Annotated in this window: 19 protein-coding genes; 2 read left to right on the top strand and 17 right to left on the bottom strand. The window is 54.9% G+C overall.

Annotated features, from left to right (window positions below):
• Positions 1-309 precede the first annotated feature (309 nt).
• Both OC445_RS09340 and OC445_RS09345 read right to left on the bottom strand, forming a co-directional pair.
• Positions 310-918, bottom strand: coding sequence for a LysE family translocator (locus OC445_RS09340; protein WP_200583370.1), 609 nt, complete (start codon positions 916-918; stop codon positions 310-312).
• Positions 919-1040: 122 nt separating this feature from the next.
• Positions 1041-1490 carry a winged helix-turn-helix transcriptional regulator gene (locus OC445_RS09345; RefSeq protein WP_034127533.1) on the bottom strand — a complete coding sequence of 150 codons (450 nt, stop codon included), beginning with the start codon at positions 1488-1490 and terminating at the stop codon, positions 1041-1043.
• Positions 1491-1586: 96 nt separating this feature from the next.
• Between OC445_RS09345 and OC445_RS09350 the strand changes: the two genes are divergently transcribed.
• Complete coding sequence (locus OC445_RS09350) at positions 1587-2528, top strand: aromatic alcohol reductase (RefSeq protein WP_034127534.1); 942 nt, start codon at positions 1587-1589, stop codon at positions 2526-2528.
• Positions 2529-2964: 436 nt separating this feature from the next.
• Here OC445_RS09350 and OC445_RS09355 read toward each other — a convergent pair whose 3' ends face one another.
• The 5 genes from OC445_RS09355 to OC445_RS09375 all read right to left on the bottom strand — a co-directional run bounded on the left by OC445_RS09355 (position 2965) and on the right by OC445_RS09375 (position 7862).
• A complete protein-coding gene (locus OC445_RS09355) occupies positions 2965-3684 on the bottom strand; it encodes an META and DUF4377 domain-containing protein (RefSeq protein WP_262020072.1) in 720 nt (239 codons plus the stop codon).
• Positions 3685-4361: 677 nt separating this feature from the next.
• Positions 4362-6215: an ATP-dependent nuclease gene (locus OC445_RS09360; protein ID WP_262020073.1), complete on the bottom strand. Its 1854-nt coding sequence runs from the start codon at positions 6213-6215 to the stop codon at positions 4362-4364.
• A gap of 236 nt (positions 6216-6451) precedes the next feature.
• Positions 6452-6640 (bottom strand): hypothetical protein, encoded by a 189-nt coding sequence (locus OC445_RS09365; protein ID WP_156149826.1) that lies wholly within the window; start codon positions 6638-6640, stop codon positions 6452-6454.
• Between the two features lie 15 nt (positions 6641-6655).
• Positions 6656-7480, bottom strand: coding sequence for an HNH endonuclease signature motif containing protein (locus OC445_RS09370; protein WP_262020074.1), 825 nt, complete (start codon positions 7478-7480; stop codon positions 6656-6658).
• Positions 7473-7862 (bottom strand): (deoxy)nucleoside triphosphate pyrophosphohydrolase, encoded by a 390-nt coding sequence (locus OC445_RS09375; RefSeq protein WP_262020075.1) that lies wholly within the window; start codon positions 7860-7862, stop codon positions 7473-7475. Before OC445_RS09375 ends, OC445_RS09370 begins: the two co-directional genes overlap by 8 nt.
• Before the next feature lie 199 nt (positions 7863-8061).
• Here OC445_RS09375 and OC445_RS09380 point away from each other — a divergent pair, with 199 nt between their 5' ends.
• Positions 8062-8271, top strand: coding sequence for a hypothetical protein (locus OC445_RS09380; RefSeq protein ID WP_042572353.1), 210 nt, complete (start codon positions 8062-8064; stop codon positions 8269-8271).
• A gap of 29 nt (positions 8272-8300) precedes the next feature.
• On the opposite strand, the gene OC445_RS09385 is transcribed toward OC445_RS09380, so the two are convergent.
• The 10 genes from OC445_RS09385 to OC445_RS09430 form a co-directional block, all read right to left on the bottom strand.
• Positions 8301-9326: an HNH endonuclease gene (locus tag OC445_RS09385; protein WP_262020076.1), complete on the bottom strand. Its 1026-nt coding sequence runs from the start codon at positions 9324-9326 to the stop codon at positions 8301-8303.
• A complete protein-coding gene (locus OC445_RS09390) occupies positions 9326-9697 on the bottom strand; it encodes a nucleotide pyrophosphohydrolase (protein WP_262020077.1) in 372 nt (123 codons plus the stop codon). Before OC445_RS09390 ends, OC445_RS09385 begins: the two co-directional genes overlap by 1 nt.
• Positions 9698-9736: 39 nt before the next feature.
• Positions 9737-10414, bottom strand: coding sequence for a hypothetical protein (locus OC445_RS09395; protein WP_262020078.1), 678 nt, complete (start codon positions 10412-10414; stop codon positions 9737-9739).
• 78 nt (positions 10415-10492) lie between these two features.
• Entirely contained in the window at positions 10493-13492 is a 3000-nt protein-coding gene (locus OC445_RS09400) for a hypothetical protein (protein WP_262020079.1), read from the bottom strand.
• Positions 13493-13502: 10 nt separating this feature from the next.
• Positions 13503-15050: a hypothetical protein gene (locus OC445_RS09405; protein ID WP_262020080.1), complete on the bottom strand. Its 1548-nt coding sequence runs from the start codon at positions 15048-15050 to the stop codon at positions 13503-13505.
• Positions 15051-15857: 807 nt separating this feature from the next.
• Positions 15858-16106: a hypothetical protein gene (locus OC445_RS09410; RefSeq protein WP_262020081.1), complete on the bottom strand. Its 249-nt coding sequence runs from the start codon at positions 16104-16106 to the stop codon at positions 15858-15860.
• 3 nt (positions 16107-16109) lie between these two features.
• On the bottom strand, positions 16110-16526 hold the full coding sequence (locus OC445_RS09415) for a hypothetical protein (protein WP_262020082.1): 417 nt from the start codon (positions 16524-16526) through the stop codon (positions 16110-16112).
• Between the two features lie 2 nt (positions 16527-16528).
• The gene (locus tag OC445_RS09420) at positions 16529-17245 is read right to left on the bottom strand and encodes a hypothetical protein (RefSeq protein WP_262020083.1); all 717 of its coding nucleotides are present in this window, start codon (positions 17243-17245) and stop codon (positions 16529-16531) included.
• On the bottom strand, positions 17242-17706 hold the full coding sequence (locus OC445_RS09425; protein ID WP_262020084.1) for a hypothetical protein: 465 nt from the start codon (positions 17704-17706) through the stop codon (positions 17242-17244). The genes OC445_RS09420 and OC445_RS09425 overlap by 4 nt, the downstream gene beginning before the upstream one ends.
• Positions 17707-17716: 10 nt before the next feature.
• Positions 17717-19528: an SGNH/GDSL hydrolase family protein gene (locus tag OC445_RS09430; RefSeq protein ID WP_262020085.1), complete on the bottom strand. Its 1812-nt coding sequence runs from the start codon at positions 19526-19528 to the stop codon at positions 17717-17719.
• Positions 19529-19534: the final 6 nt, after the last annotated feature.

The following is a 19534-nucleotide window of genomic DNA, read 5'->3' on the forward strand; positions in this document are numbered from 1 at the left end:
TCCCTGTCGAATTCCGGCCAGCGTGGTTTGACGGGGCGCCTAAGATCAAAAGCAGATCAAGAGCGACTCGCTTCGCATCGTGGTTACCGTCGGCTGCTACGGGTGCTTTGCAAAGCTGTGTAGATACCTATGGTCATCGCAGGCAAGCCAGCTCCCACATTGGATCGCGGCGCGTCAGTTATATCTGTGTCGGCTGCCAGGCCGTCGCGGGAGCAAGCTCCCTCGCCACAGATTTAACGTCGTGCCGAAGTTATGTAGATACCTATGCTGCGATGACGGCCTGACAATCAACGCGTTACCTACGCCACCTCAGCCCACAAACAGCATCGGATACAGCGACAGCACCAACAGCCCGGCCATGGACCAGTTGAACAACCGCAACCAGCGCGGCTTACGCAGCAAGTTGCGCAAGCCGCTGCCACACCCCACCCATACACACACGCTCGGCAAATTGACCACCGCAAACACCAGGGCGATCACCAGCACATTGGTGACATAACCCTCGGCCGGCGTGTAGGTAGTGATCGCCCCCAGCGCCATGATCCACGCCTTGGGGTTGACCCACTGGAAGGCCGCCGCACCGAGGAAGGTCATCGGCTTGCCATGTTCATCCGGGTTATCAGACATGCCGCCGGCATTGGCAATCTTCCACGCCAGATACAACAAATACGCGGCGCCGACATAACGCAACAGCGTGTAGGCCCACGGGAACAGCTTGAACACCTCGCCCAAGCCAAGCCCCACACAAATCACCAACAGCATGAAGCCGATGCTGATCCCCAGCGCATGGGGCATCGAACGGCGAAAGCCGAAATTCACGCCTGAGGCCAGCAACATGGTGTTGTTGGGCCCAGGGGTGATCGAAGAGACAAAAGCGAACAGCACGAAAGCTGATAACAGGCTGGTAGACATGATCATGGCGCGGCATCCAAGCGGGGGTGATGTGCCTGCGACAGTAGGGGGTTATGGCGCGCTGCGCCCCGTACAGCTAGGGATGGATCGAGGCATACACTTGCAAAGCCTTCATCGAGAAGTAGCGCTTACCGAGGCGCATCGGGAACCGGTGTGGGAACCTGCCATGCCGGTTTTTTGCCTTCCTGACTGTCGAAAATACGCCGAGCCTTGCGAAAGTCCTCCACGTTTTCCACCACCCAGGTCCAGATAGGCGACATGCGAATCAAAAGCTCCCTGCCCAGCGGCGTCAGCTCGTACTCGACGCGGGGAGGAATTTCACCGAACTCGCGCCGAACCAACAAACCATCGCGCTCCATGGCACGAAGCGTCTTGGTCAACATGCGCTGAGTCACACCCGTCATCTGTCGTTTTATCTCGGCATGACGCATTGCACCGTACACACCCAGGGCATGCAGGATGCCCAATGCCCAGCGGCTACCGGCATGAGCAAGGACTTCACGCCTGACGCCATCGTCCTCCTCCCTGAGCGACTGGCAGATAACTTCTGCCTGGCTGAGCGTTTCCTGATCGGTCATTTCTACCCCTGGTATCACACGTGTGCCTTCTTATGAGCGCTGCCGAATCGTGCCAGCATGGGCTCATCTTATCGCCAACAGGTCTGCGGAGAAATCATGCCTGAAATGACCCCACTTCCCCCTCAATCGATCCTCGTTCTAGGTGCCGGCGAACTCGGCCTGCCGGTTTTGCGCAACCTGGCGCGGGAGGCCAAACGCGCGCCCGGTTCCACCATCAGCGTATTACTCAGGGAATCGACCATCAACACTCAAGCGCCCGAGAAAAAGGCAGACATCGATGAGCTGCGCAGCCTGGGCATCCAGATGGTCGCCGCAGATCTGGTGAACGACTCAATCGATCAACTTGCCAAGGTCTTCGCACGCTTCGATACCGTGATCGGCTGCGCGGGCATGATCGCGGGCCGAGAAACCCCGATGAAGCTGGCAACCGCCGCACTCAAATCCGGCGTGAAGCGCTACTTCCCCTGGCAGTTTGGCGTGGATTTCGAAGTGATTGGCCGGGGCAGCCCCCAGGATCTGTTCGATGCCCAACTGGATGTGCGTGAGTTGCTGCGCGCCCAGGACAACACTGAATGGGTCATCATCTCGACAGGCATGTTCACCAGCTTCCTGTTCGAGCCGGTGTTCGAGGTCGTCGACTTCGACAACAACACAGTGAACGCCCTGGGCAGCCTCGAGAACAGCGTGACGCTCACGACACCGGACGACATCGGTACGCTGACAGCGCAAATCGTGTTCTTCGAACCGCGCATGCGCAATCAGATTGTCTATCTCGCCGGCGACACCGTCACGTATGGGCAGGTTGCGAGCATGCTGGAACGCGTTCTGGATCGCCCGTTCAAACGCAACGTGTGGACGGTTGACTATCTCATGCAGGCACTGGAAAAAGACCCCACGCACCACATCAAGAAGTACCGTGCTGTATTCGCACAAGGCAAAGGTGTGGCCTGGCCTAAGGCGGCCACGTTCAACGAGCAACAATCGATTCCTGTCACCACTGCTGAGCAGTGGGCTCGGGAAAACCTTGCAGTCCATTGAAAACCGGATGCTGAAGCCAGCCGTAAAGGCTGGCACGGGTGAAGGGACAGTCAGCGGCTCTGAGCTTCACGCTGCTGGCCAGAAACATGTTGTTTTTTTACATGCCTACGCGACTTTAGCTCGTATTGATGGTGAATAAACCAGGCGATCAACAATAACCCAGTGACGCCAAAAACCAAGACCAACAGCTCTAGTGCAGTACCTTCATGTGAAAACATTTTTCGTTCCTCGTCCTGAAGCCGTATGACCTAAAAAACAGTCACACCGAAATTGTTTGTAATAATTCAAACATTTTCAGGGTAGTCGGCAAATCCGCACGTGACAACCCCTGATCGACCCAGGACCCTTGATCTAGACGTGTCACTCGTCGAAAACACGCATAAATCACAGGCAATAAAAAACCCCGTAGACGCTGATCTACGGGGTTTGTGTTCGCTTACTTGCTGCCAGAAGCGTCCTGCTCGACCACCATATCCAACACGTAGACCGTCGAAGGCGCATCCGCTGGCGGATTCTTCCATTCGTACTGTTTGACCCGCAGCACAGTGCGCACGCCGTCATGATGCACAAAGCCTTCGATAGGCTGGTACAGCGGATGCCAGGTGTCTTGGGTCGCCAGTTGCAGGCCCGCGTCGTCATAGCGACGCTCGCGCACTTGCAGGCACTGATAATCTGGGATTAAAGGATGGCTGCACTTGACCGTCTTGGCCGCCACTTCCAGAAACTTCACCTCACCCTCGCTACCGTAGCGGGTCTGCGGGGTGGCCTCGCCTTGCAGCTTGAGCACCGTGCCATCCGCTGTCTTCAGTTGCAGCATCGGCGCCACGTTATCGCCGGTGATCACAGCGCGCAGATCACCCTTGAACAGCCGCCCTACCTGGGCATCAAGGTCCATCAGGCTCTTGTCACAGGCCATCAGCGTAGAGGCCAGTGGCTGAACCTTCAGAACTCCGTCCTGATAGTGAAAGCCGCCGAACTGACGATTGCAGCCACCGCTGATGCTCAGGTTCTTGTCACCGAAGGCAACGCGCAACTTGCGCTCGATGCCTTTGTTCATCGCCACAAGAGGCTTGCCCGACGCGTCCGTTGCCGAGACCAGGTTCCAGTCGTAAGCGGATAAGGTTGGCTGGGCTACAGCTGCTGAAGTAGTAGGCATTGAAGGTGATTCTTCATGGCTTTTGGAAGGGGCGGCACAGCCTTGGATGAGTGCAGCACACACGGCTACAAGAAGAATTTTTTGTTTCATGGGTCACTCTGTCAGCTTTGATGAGTGCGGACGTTATCCTGCGCTGGCAGGATAAGCGCGCGGCTAAACCGGCATGAGGAGGTCGCTTGAGGCTCTACTGAGCGTAGACCCAATGCGCGCTTGGCGGACCTCTTCCTTGGCCGATAGCAATCGGACATCATTTGCTTCGATCAGTTTCACGGAATCAGGGCGGTGGCGGTATTGCTGCATTTTTGGCATAAAAAAACCCCGTAGACGTTAATCTACGGGGTTTCCAAGAGTGGAGGCCGAGGTCGGAATCGAACCGGCGTAGGCGGATTTGCAATCCACGGTTTTTTCCTTATTTAACATATAGTTGACTAAACCTCAGTTCCGCACCGCGATGAACCTCAGAAGCCTGTAAGCCAGGCAGAGCAAGGGGTTCGATTTGGGTTGCGGAACTGATTTTCGCACCTGACCGCTTTCGGCCAGGAGCTGCCATTCATAACCGACAACCATCGGCCATTTTCCACACAGAGCGACTACTTTGCCAGCAGAAATTAGTTCTACTGGCTTTCTGCTTTACGCAGGCAACCCAGTGATAATACGTTGCAAGTATGGATGTGAGTTTAGCGCAATACAGCCTCTACAGTTTTGAGCACATCATCTCCGCGACTTATATATATAGGAAAGCCATCAACCTTAAGAATTTTACTGATCAATCGAATAACCAAGCTATCACCTTCAATGGATATATCGAAAACTCCAGATCTTTCTCTCAGTATGGTTTTTGAAAGCATTTTAATTTCTTGCGTGCTCGTACCAGAATTTAGTTTCGCCATGGCAGGGGCAGCTATCGAAAGTAATAAATCTCTTAATGACTCTGCCTCACTGATTTTGTCCGCGAGCGATGAAAATTTTATGCATCTAACCATTTCGGGGAAACTTGCGGAAATGTCTTCGCTGTCGAGACTATCTAGAAAAGAAATCTCATCAACAGCAGCGCTAGGCTTTCCTTCAGAGGTCAGCCGGTCTGAGTGCTTGTAATAAGACTCCACAGCACCCTTTCGCAAAATAAAGCAGCCTGCAACTTCTAGCAAGTTCAGTACAACTTCTATTCGTTGTCTTATTGCAACCCAATAAGTTCCAAACTTAAGAGCGCTCAATGTGCTTTCCTCGAGTTCGAACAAAGAGCAGAAGCACGCTCGTTTTTTTGCTTGGCTCTCAGCTAAGTCTTTCTTATTAATCCAGTAAGGATGCAACATTGCGTAAGCAGAAATGTCGTCCCAGTTGTTGATTGCTAGCTTGCAAAAGTCGTCGTACACGGTACTAGCTAACTGCTTGGCCGATTGAGCGCCCGATCCGATAGCTTTTCGGTCAGCGTCCTCACAATCGTTTAGAAAATAATTTGTAAGTTCTAGTCCGTCAGCAAATGCATCTGCATCTGCTAAAACAACTGGAGTTTTCCCTAAAAGCCTCATGAATTTCGAAACTACAGGCATCTGACCAGTGCCAATTACTGGTAAGATCTGAGAGCCAGCAGCCTCCAGGTGAAGTTCCAGCTTTTGAGAAAGAAAGCTGCAAAGGAGCATATCTGATGCCCCCTCAACAAGCAGTGGCCTACGACAGAATAGTGACAACTTATGTTCTTGGCCTAGGCGAGCAACTAAAGTTTGTAGTTTCTGATTTTTTAGCTCTCCGGCAGCAGGATCGACCTGAATGGGCGGCACATCTAAGTCATGGCAGAATACTAGTGATAACAGGTCATCACACTTCAATACTTTCAACATTTCAGTTGAGTGAGTGGCAATTAAAATGATCTTTTTAAATCCGCCTTCCGAAGGATGGCCAGATGCAGATATTATTTCATTTAGTAGAAAGGCTTGAAGTTGTGGGTGTAGTGAAACTTCAGGCTCATCCAGCAGCAGTGCTCCAACATCATCATCGTACAAAGCTGCCAAAATCCCAACCAGATGCAGTAGCCCGGATGCTTCTCTTCCAGATGAATATGGTAGATCTTCACTGTCTAGCCTTGCGAAAACTACTTTTAAAGTTCCGCCGTCCCATTCTATTATTAAGTCTCGCCTGAAAAGCTTACGAAGTCGCTCCTGTACTTTTATGTAAATATCTGCTCTCTCGGACAGAGTTTGAAAATCACCATTCAAGGTCTCCGTGTTATGTCGACGAATCACATCTGACTTAGAGCCGAAATTAGCGTCGTTGTAGGATGGACGACCGCCATGGTAGCCATTGAAGTCCGATCTAAACTGTTCAAGAGTTCCGATCCTTCCGGCGGAAAGAAATCTGACTTTTTTACCGTCGACATGTGGGGGTAAAGAGTTTTTCACGGCTCTTAGTAGATGTGTTTTTCCGCTACCGTTAGGGCCTATCAGCACAGTTAAACCGCTGCGCAGAGTAATGGATCGATCGTAGTTTCCATTGTGGCTTTCAACATTTACGTTTAGTTCGATAGGGAATTTCATTACTCGCCTTTGCTTTCAGTTGCCAAGAGTGGAAGACAGACGCCTATTTCATGGGGTGATGAGCCATGTTTCTTACTTTACCCGAAATTGACTTTAAAGCGCCGCTAAAAACGGTGTATTACGTAATGATATGGAGGACTGCTTTTGGCCGAGAGCAGCCACTCATGACGACCTATTGGTGGGTAAGAGGGTTCTGACCACTGCATAACGATGCTGGCTGTCTGTTATAAGACTGATCAACGTTTTTTCAAATGCAGTACAAACCCACGCAGATGAGTTAAGGCAGCCATTTCAGGATCTAGGCCACGCAGCGTGGTTCCCCTCTGGCTACCATCAGGTAGATAAACGATCAGCTCATCTCCGTGAACCGAGTATGTGCAGGTGTACATTGTCCCCTCATGCTCAAAACTGATTTCCTCGTCCACACACAGCTCCTTCAATTAGTGGGCGTTTACCCGTGCAACCAACAGCTTTTTGTCAGCCTGGTCGTCAAGCACATGCATTTTTCTATGGCAGTTGGGGCAGAGAGCAACCGTGTTTTCCACGGTGTCCGCTCCACCATGTACAAGCCACTCGATATGGTGTGTCTCGAGATATGGCGTTCCGTCCTTCCTGTTGAAAGGGGACGGTTCCTGGCACAAATCACATCGCCCCTTGGATCTACGCTTAGCATGCTCTGCCACCCATGGTGAGCGCTGGTGCTGCATGACTCTGGCGCTGCGCTTCCCAACATTGGTCCGTCCTTGACGCCGGGCTAACGCTTCTACCTCAGCATCACTCAATTTCCGAGCCTGTTTTTCCTTAACTCGATTGAGTTGCTGCAACGTGACATCAGAAATTGCCGGGGGAGTGCCCGCTTTCAAACGCAAGGGGAAAACCCAAACAAAGCGGTCCTGCCCTTCTACATCCGGCTGTCTCTCTTGGTACGGCTCATCAGCCAGCACTACCTCACCTATGTAGGTATAGGTCTTGGCTGTAAAGACTTCGAATAGGTGGACGGCCACCCCATTTATGCGCGACTCGTTCAGTGTTCTGTTTTGGTTGAACGCAAGAGACTGATCACCAACCTGACCCATGCCGGTGTAATGCAACACATCGTCCACCCAGCGATCGTCATAAATTGACGCTACGTGATTCGAAACAATGACAAGTGTGTTGGTCCGATTCGATCGACGCATCCCACCTTGAGGACTACATAAAAAATGAAGAATCAGATCGTCGTTTTTAAGGTTTGCGCCGGGGGCTGGGGGAGTGAAATTAGCCATATTTCCGGATGATCTCCTGGGCAATAGGGATGTCGGCAGGAGCTAAGTTGTATCGAAGGAGTTCTTGAGGTCGCACCCACTCGAATCGGTCATGGACCTGCAATGCAAACTGGGTGGATTGTAGCTCGACCGAAATGGCGATCAGTTCGATCTCTCCGCCGGGGTAGGCGTAAGTCGTGGTGGTGAGTATTTCGCCGGCGTCAGACTCAACGCCAAGCTCCTCACGTAACTCACGGGTTATGCACTCTTGGGGAGATTCTTCGTGTTCAAGTTTGCCGCCTGGAAACTCCCACAGGCCCGCGAGACTCTGCCCCGGCGCCCTACGAGTGATGAGAATTTTCCCATCGAGATGAACGACTGCAGCGGCCACCGGTTTTTTCATGTCGCGATTCCTTATCGCCGTGGCCAAAAGCACCATAGATACAAATGGCCATCATCATAGCCGATTTCTTCAGCCGCTTTGAATCTAGACCAAGGTCGATCAATCTAAATGCAATTAGTAGGAGCACTAGCACGTGACAGCCTAACTGCAGACTCTCGGTTCCCAAGTGCTACGCTCGTAACTCCACAGAGGAACATCGATGCCAAACTCAGACCTGCTCCCGACCCTGCTTTCAAAGCTGTACGAAAACCAACTTGCCCTCGAGGCGTCGATTATGGAGCTATCGAACTGGGTAGAACAGCGCGGCTCAGCTGATGTTGCAGAGAACATACGCGGCGCACTCCATACCATCGACGAGAACGAAGAATTCATCAAACTGACTCTGGCCGTACTCATGGCACCCGACTAGCCGCCGCGGTTACGGGACCTCTCGCATCCTCATGCCGTGACTGTCTGTGAAACCAACACCGGCGCGCCGGCACTGAACTTTTGCTTCAGCGCCTTCGTGTTCGGCGCCTTCTTAGATCCCCTAGGCAAGCTAATTTTCTTACCGTCGTGGATCCCATACGTCGAATCCTTGAGGTCGCCAGAAAGGTGAATTACCCCTTTCTCGTCAATCTTCAGCTTGCCCAGGTCGTAGAGGGTGTGAATGTCGGCCCTCAACAGTATTCCGTTCGTGACATGATTCGTTTTGTCGCCGGCGTAAGACTTGATATGCGCCGCCTCAAGGACAGCTTCAACCGTACAGCCTGTCACAGCACAACGCCCTTCATAGGCTTCCAAAAGCTCACTTCGGAACTTCGGCTGCCCTCTTCGCCTGACGATTGCCGCAAAGACCTTCTTACGCTCATCGATCACGCTATCGGGGTCAAAGGTGCCCTCTGATTCCGCATCTTGCTCAGCGACCAGTATCTCAATTGGGACTACCGGCCGCGGTATGCTTACCCCAAACACCCTTGCGACAAAGCTGTTGAGATCCCCGTAGTCATCATCAATCCGATCAAGGCGATCGCTCTTAATCTGAGTGAACCCTCGGTACCCGTTGTGCAGGTAATTGATTACAGGTTCAGATGCCACATGCATGTGGACGGGCTTAGGTTCACTGAGGATATACATGTACTCCCAGGTTTTCCCTTCTGCATCCAGTCCCCAGATACTCTCTGCAAGAGCCCGGTTATGCAGCTTGAACAAGACAGACGATACGTACTGGTAGTGGTTGTCATAGGCAGTCAGGACGATGTCCCCTTCGCTCATCTCCTCCCACGTCGGTATGTTCTTCTCGCCAGGAACGGCGCCCCACGCAAAGAACCCGTTACCCTCAGGTAACAAAGACTTTACGTACGCAGCTTCTTCAGGAGGAAGGGCAGCGTCCAGCTTAATAAACGAGACAGGGCTCGAGATTGAGTCGCTGATATGAGCTCGTGCAATAGCCATCCCAGCGGTAAATACAAACAGCTGATTCATTAGTACTCCGTGTACTTCTTGGATTGTCCTTTAACCAGCTCAGCTGGATATTTTTCTGCGTTTTGCTTCAGCTTTTCCTCGGCAGCGCTGATCAGGTCGATCCCCGTTACAGAGCAAAAGCGCAACAGATAGATGAAGATATCGGCTACCTCATGCTCAACAGCCGTCTTCTTTTCGGGGCTTAAGTCTGTGAAAGCCTCGTGAGGATCAAGCCATTGGAAGATCTCCATCAGCTCCGATGCTTCAACTGTCAAAGCCATCGACAGGTTTTTAGGCGTGTGAAACTTTTCCCAGTCTCTTGCCTTGGAGAAAGCATCCACTTTCTGCTTTAGCAGATGAAGCTTGTCTGTTTGATTAGCCAGTCCGCTCATGTCAATTCCGCTGAAAATCCATATTGCGAGAATCTAACATCATTCGGCCATATCGTGATGACCATGGTGCAGTTCTTGATGGAGGTTCGGGTCGGGCTGTTGTTGAACATGACGCCAACGCATAATTTTTCGATCCGTGGCCAGATCATATTCAGCGGCACTTAGCTTGTGTTGCGGAAAATCCTGTATTCCCTCCCATGCAGCAGGATCAACCCGTAGTACGTCACGGTGCATTGCATAGCGTAACTGATCAGCCATCATGGCTTGCACGGCGGCTGGCAGATCGTCAGGTGACGATTCGGGTGCAAACCCGATCAACTGCATGATTGCATCGAGCACGGCGGCCTTTGCCGTGAGGGGTGCCTGTAGGTCTTGCAAAGTCCGGCAGTTACCGACAGCTTGATCAACCATCGCCCGCAACGACAAGCAGTCAACCTGAGTACCTTTGAGGCGTTCGCGGTCATCGCTTAGGAGCCTGACCAGTGTGTCGTAAATATGAATCGAGGCCTTGCTGGGCTTTTTGGCAAACGTCGAGCCACAGGCCGGGCATGCGCCGCTCTGCCGCTGGTTTTCGGGCCCGAACCAGCCACAACCGCATGAACAGAGCTGCTGCCCGGCTCGCGGTAAAGGGTTGAGATTGTGGATCGGCTCAAGCTCGCCGGCTTGCAGCCGATCGGGATCTCGAAATAGAGGTTCGTCTGGAATCTGTGCAGGCATCTAATGTACCTAAGGGGTGGGGCCTCGCGGCCGGATGTAGAAAGTGACGGTCTCAGTATGTGCACACCGTCGTTTTATCTAACTCATAAGCTCTTCACGCTCCCGGGTCAACCTGGCCAGTTCTCGCGCTTTGCGCTCGGAGCTCAACCCACTCAATCGAACAGCAGCAATCTTGGCATTGAGCGCTTTCACCGTGGTTTGAGAACTGCCAGCGGCCAGAGGCTTGGCGGTGTCCCCCGTATTGAGCCACTCCTTGAACTCCGGCATTTTCATCTCCGTCACACTGCCGACGCTCCAGCCCTTATCAAAGTTCGACTTATACGCCTTCACTGCTGCAGCCTGGCTGGTATAGCCGAGCATGACCTTGTGCTCATCAAACTTGCCAGTGTCCTGGTCCTTTTGATCCACCACGAAAACACGCTGACTGTAGGGCTCGGGCCCCACATACACATCAAGCTGATCGCCGTCCGCGCCGGTGGTCCGCTTGATGTACCCGTAGTGGTCAGACATCGAGTGCGACCACTCCTTACCGGACTTGTCGACACCTTTACGGTCAGACCCACGAGGGTTCTCGATGGAAATATCCAGCCCTTGCAGCTTGATATGCCCTTTGCGGTAGTTGCCAGCGTCCTTTTGAGCCTGGGTCGGCTCAGGCAGGTCATTGTCAGGCGAGGTCGCTGCACTATGGGCGGCCAGATCCAGTGCCTCTGCCGGCGGCAGGCTCGCCCGGTCAGCCCTCGATGAGGGTAAGAGTTCGTTTCGACCAGGTACCTCTTCTGGCGCCGCCGGGGGTTTAGCTTCACCGGACGGCGCGCCTTTCGTTTCAATAAGCCGAGATCCTCCGTCAGGCTGGGGGCGCGCGACTGATTGAGGGGCGTCCTGAGCCTCATCATCCTGGCTGACCTGTAACCTGGGCGATGCTGCATGGTTTAACAGTGCGGGCTCAACCTGTGGGGCAGCCCCACCCAAGCTACTGGTCACAGTCCCTGGTGCAGCCAATTGCGCAGGCGCTGAAGATGGTGCACCGGGCAGCACGTCCCGAGCTTTAGCCGCGGCGTCGGGATTGATCAGGCGTTCGGCAAGCGCATCGTCCGAGCGGGCATGGAGCCGGTCACGGGCGCCTTTATAACCACCTGCCACCCCCTTGCCCGCAAGAGCAAGAAAACGCCCTGCCAGTAGATCGGCCATGGCCGTGCCGACCTTTTCAACAGAACCGCTTTCATCATCAGCTTCGGCTGTGCGTCGCGCAGTGGAGCTGTTGCCCGTCGCACGCTGACGGAGACCAGATGAGGCCACTTCCTGGTCAAGAAAGCTATTCCACTGGGTCCTGGCGGCATCGCTGGGCATCATGGCCCCGATCTTCTCTCGCAGGTTTTTGGAGTTCAGATCCCGTACCACATCCGCGTAGGAACTGGTCTTATCACCCATTTTGCCAATGACCGACGAGACAGCTCCCGTGGCAAAACCCTCGCGATCATCTTTCGAGAGACGCCCGAAAATATCAGCAAACTCTTCAGGGCTCATTTTTTGGCTGAAAACGAGGTTTCTGCCCTTCTCAATCGCATCTATGTAACTCGAATCATCAGACCAAACCTTACGGGCTTTGGCATAGGTTGGGCTGTACTCATCCATGATCCCCAACAGCTTATTTTTGATGGTGATGATGTCAGCGGCTTTGCCATTCTCACCTGAACGTAGAAACGCGCCGATCTGGTCGTCGAGATTCTTCTTCATGATATCCAGATCGCCCGTGCTGGGCACATCCCTCACGGTGAAGGTCCCATCATCAGCCAAATCAACAAACTTTCCGTAAAACGGACGCCCCTGGTTCCCGGCGCGAGTCTGAGCTTCGCGATAAGCTTTCTGCATTGCTGGACGGCTCATCAGGTCCTCCAGTTCATGCGTCCAGGGCACAGGTTCTGTATAGGCCTGCTCGTACAAAGGCTTGGCGGCTTTTGCCCGGGCTTCAACCGTTTCGTTGATCGATCGGTAAGCGCTCCGCGGTTGTTGCGGCGCGGCCGCTTGGGACAAATCATCTGCAGCTTTTCCGACAGTTTCGCCTTCGCGTACGCCGGCTGCCGGCGGTTGCCACGCTGTCAACTCCTGGCTCTCTGACGATGGGGCGGCTTTGCGCTCGCGACCTGCACCGGTCAATGAGTAAAGCTGCTCGGATACACGATCGGGCTGAGCTGCTTGGCGCTCGTTCAATGCCGGAATCACCTTTGTACGACCCGCGCCTGGCGTGTTGGCTACACGCTCCAGCAGCCCCGCAACGTTTTCCCCTCCGGCATCAACCGGCAGCGCCGCAGGGTTGCTTTCCCGCATCGACTGAACGCGCCGTTGCCACTCATCCAAACTGATACCGTCACGTTCCAGAGCGCGTTGTAACTGACGATTGGCGGAGGTTTCGGATGAGGTAAGCGCACGTTTAACCGCTCCAGCTCCGACAGCAACCACAGGCAGTACACCACCAACGGCACCGCCCAGCGCAGCCCCCTCTACTGCACTCGGCAACCGATCTATAAGATCACCCTGCCCCGATCCGAGACGATACATGCCTCCATAGGCGGCACCGGTGGCTGCTGAGCGCCCAATAACTTGAGCGGTAGTTGGCGCAGCTGCAGCGGTAGCGGTTCTCGCCAGGCCAGGTAGAGCAGACGTTCCGCCGGCTGCAATCATGGGCACGATCCCCCCGACCAAGCCACCGCCGATGTTGGCAACGGGGTGCTGGTCACGAGACGCTGCGTCAAGCGCACGCTCGCCCGCCACGTTCTGGTCGTAACGCTCCCGCCAGGTCTTGCCGGGGTTTCCGCTCCCGGTCAGCGGCTCAAGAGTCGCCGCGAGACCACCAGAAATCTCATCTGCAAATCCGAATGTCAGCGCATCATTGATCCCTCGCAGTCCTGCGCGGAAAGCGCCAACTTCTGGGAGCGAAGCTTTCTTTTGGGATTCGGGGGCTGGGGCGCTCATCTTCGCCATTTGCGCAAAGACTTCTTGGGCCTGCTCCGGCGTCGCCCCCTCGGGCATCTCAAAACGAGCAACGCGACCATCAGGCATTTCAAACTTGGCAATAGGCATAACTTGCTCCCTATTCGAAGCCGAGGAATTTAGCGCCATGCGGCAGTTCTGAGGTGGTCGACTTCGACGTGCTTGCCTGCTGACGAGTCGCGTTCTTCTCGCCAGGCACTTGCATCCCGCGCTGTTGATCTACCTGAGGAATCACCGTCCCAATATCCAGGGGCTCGGCCCGGGCATTGTGGCGTCGTTGCTGAATCATGTTGGTCTTCAGCTGCATGGCTCGCTCGTTGAGCGCCATGATTTCGGTGAGCCGCTGCTGAACTAGAGCGGGATCGTTCAGATTGGTGACAAGCTCATTCCAAGCACGCTGAGCATCGCCATCGGTTTGCACACCTGCGTTGAGACGAAGGCTGGCGTTCCTGAGCTGCTCAAGCGTCGCGTTCAAAGAACCATAGTTTCTAGACTCTTCGTTGCTCATTCCTGCCATATTTCGAACAGCGGATACCTTGTTATTGAGAGGCCCAAGGTTGAGCTTGCCGGTGGAAATTTGCTCTCCGATACGAGCGAGCTGATCATTCATGGTTGAAGCAGCGGCAATTGCCTCTAGGTCCCGGTCCTCGGCTTTTTGAACGGGCGCGGCGAGTGGTTTGCTCGCTGGGTCCGCAGGAGCAAGCCCCAATTGCCGGCCGTACTTCAGCGCCGCCTGCTTCATCTCTGGGGTGTTGAATGCGCCGCTCAGAAGCTTATAACCAGAGACCCGATCAGCGAGCTTTTCGATGGGAACTTCTAAGATGTCGTCATCGGCATCGTTCGCGGTACCACGATTTTTTGTCATCGGCGCGTTGTACTTTTTTCCATCCTCTCCAGTGACTTCAAGCTCAAAAACTACGGTACCTGGAGTACGCCCTGGCACCACTTGAACGACCCGCTTTTGACCGCCGCTTCCCTTCTGAATTTCAGGGCCAAAAACACGATTCACCGCAGCCAATGCTTCTGGGGAATTTGAGTTCAGATCGCCCGTAAATACGCGGCCTGCGGTGTCGACATCATCCTGCATCTGAGGAGAAAGAACATGCCGAGGGTCCATCCAAGGATTACGTTTGAACACCTCCAGGTCACCTTCATCTAGATCGCCACCGGCCGCGATCTTGGCATAGGCCGACTTTGCGACCAGCGTGTCCTGCTGTTGCTGGTGGGCTTTATCCTGCTGATCTATTTGGTGATTGACCTGCTTTTGCTGCAACTCGAATCGTTGATCCTCTCGCTGCATGCGCGCAGCAGCCTGCCGCTGCCCAGCCAATTGCAAAACGTAAGTGGCCTGGAACTGGCGATCCTGGCGGGCAGCATTATCGGCGTCACGTTGGCGTAGGTAAGAGCGCTGGTCCTGTGCGTCAGCGTAATTACGCTGATCCGTTTCCCGGCGATACGCTAAGTCGTCCTTCCGCAGGCCCATCTCTTGCTGTTGGATCTCGCGGCCATATTGACGGTCCTCGGCCTGCTGGGCGAGCTGAGCCTGCTGGAGTGCTCGCTGGTCCTTCTGTGCGAGGAGATTGCTTACCAGGCCAAAGCCCTGGGTGAAGCCATCCATTCCGCCACGGGTATCTAATCCGCCTGCCATTTGTTGTCTCCCGACAATAAAATGATTCAGGCCGTATTCTGATAAACGGCCCGATCAAAGTGTACTAAGAAATTGCTTAAAAAGAGCCGCAGCTGACTCGGCGTCCTGTTTTCGTTCCGCATCGACCAAAAGCAACTGTCGCTGTTTTCCAGTCGCAGCATCCCTCAACTTAAGCCAGTCATGGAATCGTGGGTCATCATTTATATATGCGTAATTCGGAACTTTCACTGCGAGTGCGCTATAGAAGTCTGACGAAGTTGATTTTGTAGAGCTCTCCGGTGCGACTCGAGCCTGGACATTTGCCCCCTTGGAATCAGACCACCCGAGATTTAGCATACACCCTCGGTAGATGTCGGCCCGCGCTTGAGAGGCTGCCCAGGCATTTCCAACTTGCACTCCTTGAGCGAAACCATTTCCAAAGTTGTCATTCGACAATGGTGTTACATAACTTGTCGCCCGGTAACTTGTGCTCGTTCCTCTATACGGGTCATATATCTGTCCGTATGTCTGAACAGTGTATGGAGTGGGTGAGGCTTGATACTGGCGAATCTCGGGCATCCCTACAGCTCCGAAAGATGCAGACTTGCAATAGCCATTATCAATATCGAACTGTCGATTCGCGGTATCTTCCGGGATATAGGGGTTGTGCCAAGTGGTGCAACTTGCAAGCAAGGGGCCAGTTAATGCGGCGAGCAAACCAACTTTCAACTTCCTATACATCACTGAATTCCCTTCGTGTGATTGCGACGGCGACGCCGCCCCAAGTGATAGCACTTTGAGTTTACTCGGCAACGCTCTGACGTCCAATCACATAAACGAACCCGCGATGTAGCCAACCCCCGCTCCGATGGCTGTACCAACAGGGCCAAAAGCCGAGCCCACCATGGCACCCGTGGTAGCCATCCCTACCTGGCTGGATTGTGTGTTTGCCTTGGCCTGCTGATTCATCTGGTCCTCAGCCAGCTTGGCCTGTTGCTGTTGCTGGGAAAGTTGCGAGAGGCCCTGCATCGCCTCTCCCTGCATTTCCTGTTTCAGTCCGATCAGTCCATATCCCATGATTTAACTCCCCGGTTTTAACCCGCTGAGACCCATTCCGCCGGCCATGATTTGCTCTTGCAGGTCACGCGCCGAAACACGGGCGTTGTTGCTCGCGTCGACGGTTGCTGAAGCTCGACCCAGCTGCATTTTTCTGTCCTGCGCCGCCTGCTGGGCAGGCGACAGCATCAGGCCCATGCCTTGCTGCTGCATCTGCAGGCCCTGGGCTGCGCTGTCGAAGGATTTGTTGACCGACTCCGAGGCAGTCGCAGCCTGCTCACCGGCAAAAGACTCGCTGGTTGCGATGTTGGCCAGCTTGTCGACATAGGGTTGGAATCGGGCTTTCCAGTCATCCCATTGGGAACGGCTCAACTGTCCCAGCACCGTGGAAGCACCCTGTTTTCCGGCGAACGCCGCGTTCGGATCGACGTAGTAGGGCATTCTTATTCACCTCCGAAGTTTGCTTTGTACTTGAATCCCTGCAGGCTATTCGGCGACATTCCGTAGCCACTGTTAAAGCTGGAAAAGCCAGAGTTTGTTGCACCTGTCGAGGCCGCAGCCGCTTTCTTCGCCTCGGCCATATTGTCGAGGCCATAAACTGCGCCCCGCGCGGCCGCCCCCATCGCCGCACCCGCGAGCTGTAGGTTGGCCGACTTACGGTTAAAGTTAGTGAAGGAGGCCACTTGAGCATCTTGAGCCGCCTGGTTGGCGACGGTGTTGAGCCCCGCCTGGGCCTGTGACGACTGCCCCTGGCCAATGGCTGCCACGCTGCTGAGGCCAGCGATTTTCTGCCCTTTCTGTTCGAACTGCGCGCGAGCCATGGTATCGCCGCCCGCCGCCCCCACGCTTGCGGCCAGATCGGCCTGGGCACCGACGGAGCGGCCGCTGTTTGGATTCAGGCCATACTGTTGCGCCATGCCCTGATCCACCTGTTTCAGGCCGGACGCCAAGGCTTGTTGGGTGCCTGCGTTCGATTTACCGCGCACATAGGCCATGCTGCTGGCCGAATCCATGTCATCAACGCGATTCATGTATGCGTTTTCAACCGGCGCCAGCCTTTCCTGGGCGTAGTTCCACTTTTCCGCCGCCACTTGAGCGGCGTACTTCTGCTCAGGCGTATCCTGTACCGAGTTATCCGCTTTACTTCCGCCGCCGCTCATCGTGCGACTCCTTTGATCAATTCCTGGTTGTAGGCAGAAAATGTCTCGTCATGGAAAAACCGACGAATGCCGGCGGAAACTTCTGCCATCCAGGCGCTTCCGCCGATGAGGTACGCGCATTGCACCACCAGGCCGGTGAGCTGATCGCGCAGGACAAAGGCCAGGCTTCGGCCGTGGTGGTCGCCGTCGCGCTCAAGGGTGACGCTATCGCGCCAGTCTTGGAGCGCCCCGGCCATGAGCGGGCGCACGAAGTGCTCGAAGTGCCGATAGAATGGATTGATCGGCAATTCGATCAACGCCAGCCAGAACGCCTGGTACACGTCATTGGTGGTGAGCGGCTTATCACCGTCCACGATGTCATCCAGGGTCTGCGAAATAGCGAAAAGCGTCTCGCAGAATGCGATGGCATCGAAATTACCCTGGAGCACCCTGGCGAGCATTTGCTCTTGTGTTTCACTCATTGATAAGCCCTCACGCGAAAATTCGTGCCAGATCCACCTGACGCAATTTGATGGTTGCATCCTGGCCGGTGCCGGATTTGAAGATGATGGAAAGTCTCACTTTCAGGCTTGTAGGTGCCTGGGCCAGCGTCAGGGGCTGGGTAACCAGCGTCCCATCGATACTGCCAATGGGTAGTGCGTGATTCAGTTCCTGGTTCTGCCCAATCTGGGCGATGGTGGTGCCATTGGAAGTCGCGGCCACAATTTGCAGGGCCACCTGCAAGACGCTGGTGTTAACGCTCACAAACTCCCAACCCGCCACCGCACGCAGTCTCTGGCCCACGGCGACCTTTGACACGTCCACCGACTGCTCCATGGTCAGGGTCGGCGTCGTTCCACTCGGCATTCCGGTGATTCGCAGCACCTGCTTGAACCCGAAATCTGCTGACTCCTTGGAGGCTGCAACAGTTAAGCCTGTGAGGTTTGAGCCGAGCAACGTGCAGGACGTAGCCAGTTGGCCCGTGGCATTACTCCCCGCGCCTAGCGTGCCGTTGGTACCGGTCAGCAGCGAGTTGGGAATCAGGCTGCCACCAGGTACCGCTGTCGAGTCATAGGCCACGCTGGAGGTCGGAAGTAATGCCGGGAAGGTAAACAGCCTTTTCAGGGCTTCCCCCACCTTGCGGCCGATGATCCGAGCGCCCATCGGAGTCGGGTGCAAGCCGTCGCCGGTCATGCCTTCCTTGGGCCAAAAGCTCGTGCCCGACGCTGGGTCGACCATCTCATCCCACGGATTAACCACGATCACACCCAAACTGGGCGCGACGTTCAGGTACCAGTTGTGCACAGCGAAGTGGTTCGCTGTCTGCTGGGCTGGTAATCCGACGTTGGCACCGATCACCGGCGTTTCCGCAATAGCGATAACCAATTTGCCCCGCTTGATCAGCGCTGCATACAGATACTCCAGATTACGAATAGTCTGCTCAAGGCTCATACCCTGAAGGCGATCGTTGCCTGTACCGAAATGCACCATCACGTCGAAGGCGGTGCTGTTGGCCATTACATCAGCTTGCAGTCGGGCGAGCATTTGCGACGTGGTGTTTCCATCGACCCCTTTGTTGAGGGCCATCGGAAACGCTGCAAGGCCACCCGTTTCGGAAACAGCCCAGTCGGCAAATCCTACATTGCCCTTGGTGCACTGAAACGCGCGGCTGTCCCCCAGCACCAGCACATCGGTGAGCAAAGGCCGGTAAAGCATCGCCTGGGCCTTTTGCACTGCACCATCAGCCTTGGTGCCCTGCTCAGCCGTGGCGGCACCGATATCCCCTGCAGTTACCGTCAACTTGCCTTGTGCGTCGGGCAAGGCGTCATTCAACTGCTTGACCGTGCCAGCTCCACCGCCGCCGCCCTGCCCGGCCATCGCGACCAGCTTGGCGGGGCACTCGGCCAACGTCACCGTGCCATAACGATCCGTGAGCGGGTATTTGCCATCCTTGTTCGGGCCGCCAGTGGCAGTGCCGGTGGTCCAATCCGCGAACTCAGCCAGGCTGACCTGACGGTCTTTCAAGAACTCTTCGATTTTCTCTAGCAGATCTCGGATGCCCTGGCTGGTGACGAAACGGAGCAACACATAGGGTGCGTTTGCTATAGCCCCGGCAGGTGCCGCGTCCAGCGTCACCCGAGTGTCGGTCTCCACAGTGACCAGCTCAAAGCACTGGCCGCTCGGCACCAACAGCACATCGCCGCGGACAGCGTTCGATAACCATGACGTGCCGGTTCCAGTCGCAATGAGTTCGCCCGCAGCAATAGAGACCGTGCCAGCGCGGTAGATATGGGTCGTAGCCATGATGGT

Origin of the sequence: Pseudomonas sp. Pse35, from assembly GCF_024519715.1 — a bacterium.
In the GTDB taxonomy this organism is placed as follows: Bacteria; Pseudomonadota; Gammaproteobacteria; order Pseudomonadales; family Pseudomonadaceae; genus Aquipseudomonas; species Aquipseudomonas paracarnis.

Excerpts from the sequence above, each read along its gene's own strand:
- OC445_RS09405 (WP_262020080.1), bottom strand. The coding sequence starts at position 15,050 with ATGGCAGGCGGATTAGATACCCGTGGCGGAATGGATGGCTTCACCCAG.
- OC445_RS09430 (WP_262020085.1), bottom strand. The coding sequence starts at position 19,528 with ATGGCTACGACCCATATCTACCGCGCTGGCACGGTCTCTATTGCTGCG.
- OC445_RS09385 (WP_262020076.1), bottom strand. The coding sequence starts at position 9,326 with ATGAATCAGCTGTTTGTATTTACCGCTGGGATGGCTATTGCACGAGCT.
- OC445_RS09425 (WP_262020084.1), bottom strand. The coding sequence starts at position 17,706 with ATGAGTGAAACACAAGAGCAAATGCTCGCCAGGGTGCTCCAGGGTAAT.
- OC445_RS09410 (WP_262020081.1), bottom strand. The coding sequence starts at position 16,106 with ATGGGATATGGACTGATCGGACTGAAACAGGAAATGCAGGGAGAGGCG.
- OC445_RS09345 (WP_034127533.1), bottom strand. The coding sequence starts at position 1,490 with ATGACCGATCAGGAAACGCTCAGCCAGGCAGAAGTTATCTGCCAGTCG.
- OC445_RS09415 (WP_262020082.1), bottom strand. The coding sequence starts at position 16,526 with ATGCCCTACTACGTCGATCCGAACGCGGCGTTCGCCGGAAAACAGGGT.
- OC445_RS09390 (WP_262020077.1), bottom strand. The coding sequence starts at position 9,697 with ATGAGCGGACTGGCTAATCAAACAGACAAGCTTCATCTGCTAAAGCAG.
- OC445_RS09350 (WP_034127534.1), top strand. The coding sequence starts at position 1,587 with ATGCCTGAAATGACCCCACTTCCCCCTCAATCGATCCTCGTTCTAGGT.
- OC445_RS09375 (WP_262020075.1), bottom strand. The coding sequence starts at position 7,862 with ATGAAAAAACCGGTGGCCGCTGCAGTCGTTCATCTCGATGGGAAAATT.
- OC445_RS09420 (WP_262020083.1), bottom strand. The coding sequence starts at position 17,245 with ATGAGCGGCGGCGGAAGTAAAGCGGATAACTCGGTACAGGATACGCCT.
- OC445_RS09400 (WP_262020079.1), bottom strand. The coding sequence starts at position 13,492 with ATGCCTATTGCCAAGTTTGAAATGCCTGATGGTCGCGTTGCTCGTTTT.
- OC445_RS09370 (WP_262020074.1), bottom strand. The coding sequence starts at position 7,480 with ATGGCTAATTTCACTCCCCCAGCCCCCGGCGCAAACCTTAAAAACGAC.
- OC445_RS09395 (WP_262020078.1), bottom strand. The coding sequence starts at position 10,414 with ATGCCTGCACAGATTCCAGACGAACCTCTATTTCGAGATCCCGATCGG.
- OC445_RS09360 (WP_262020073.1), bottom strand. The coding sequence starts at position 6,215 with ATGAAATTCCCTATCGAACTAAACGTAAATGTTGAAAGCCACAATGGA.
- OC445_RS09380 (WP_042572353.1), top strand. The coding sequence starts at position 8,062 with ATGCCAAACTCAGACCTGCTCCCGACCCTGCTTTCAAAGCTGTACGAA.
- OC445_RS09340 (WP_200583370.1), bottom strand. The coding sequence starts at position 918 with ATGATCATGTCTACCAGCCTGTTATCAGCTTTCGTGCTGTTCGCTTTT.
- OC445_RS09355 (WP_262020072.1), bottom strand. The coding sequence starts at position 3,684 with ATGCCTACTACTTCAGCAGCTGTAGCCCAGCCAACCTTATCCGCTTAC.